The sequence below is a fragment of the Paenibacillus terrae genome (assembly GCF_005217525.1).
In the GTDB taxonomy this organism is placed as follows: Bacteria; Bacillota; Bacilli; order Paenibacillales; family Paenibacillaceae; genus Paenibacillus; species Paenibacillus terrae_C.
Genome location: NZ_PNXQ01000010.1, coordinates 1 through 471, shown reverse-complemented (window position 1 = coordinate 471; position 471 = coordinate 1). Strand labels below are relative to the sequence as shown.

2 tRNA genes and 1 rRNA gene are annotated in these 471 nt (G+C 52.2%); all 3 read right to left on the bottom strand.

What is annotated here, in order from left to right:
• Positions 1 to 60: 60 nt before the first annotated feature.
• A tRNA-Ala gene (locus tag C1I60_RS08340) sits at positions 61 to 136 on the bottom strand.
• 24 nt (positions 137 to 160) lie between these two features.
• Positions 161 to 237, bottom strand: a tRNA-Ile gene (locus C1I60_RS08335).
• Positions 238 to 274: 37 nt separating this feature from the next.
• A 5S ribosomal RNA gene (gene rrf, locus C1I60_RS08330) occupies positions 275 to 391 on the bottom strand.
• Positions 392 to 471 lie beyond the last annotated feature (80 nt).

Genomic DNA, 471 nt, shown 5'->3' with positions numbered 1-471 from the left:
GAACCTGTGACAACTCGATTAACAGTCGAGTGCTCTACCAACTGAGCTATCAGGGAATATTGGTGGAGCCAAGCGGGATCGAACCGCTGACCTCCTGCGTGCAAGGCAGGCGCTCTCCCAGCTGAGCTATGGCCCCAGTCATTTTGTGTTAATCAAGAAGTGGTGGGCCTTAGTGGACTCGAACCACCGACCTCACCCTTATCAGGGGTGCGCTCTAACCAGCTGAGCTAAAGGCCCTAATATGTATATCTACATTATCCTCTAAAGGGACATTGCTTGGCGACGTCCTACTCTCCCAGGACCCTGCGGTCCAAGTACCATCGGCGCTGGAGGGCTTAACGGTCGTGTTCGGGATGGGTACGTGTGGAACCCCTCCGCTATCGCCACCAAACATGAATTTACATCGCAAATTCTTCCGTGCAGATTTCTGGTACCACGCTACTGCATGTATAGAAATCCAACGTATTCGTA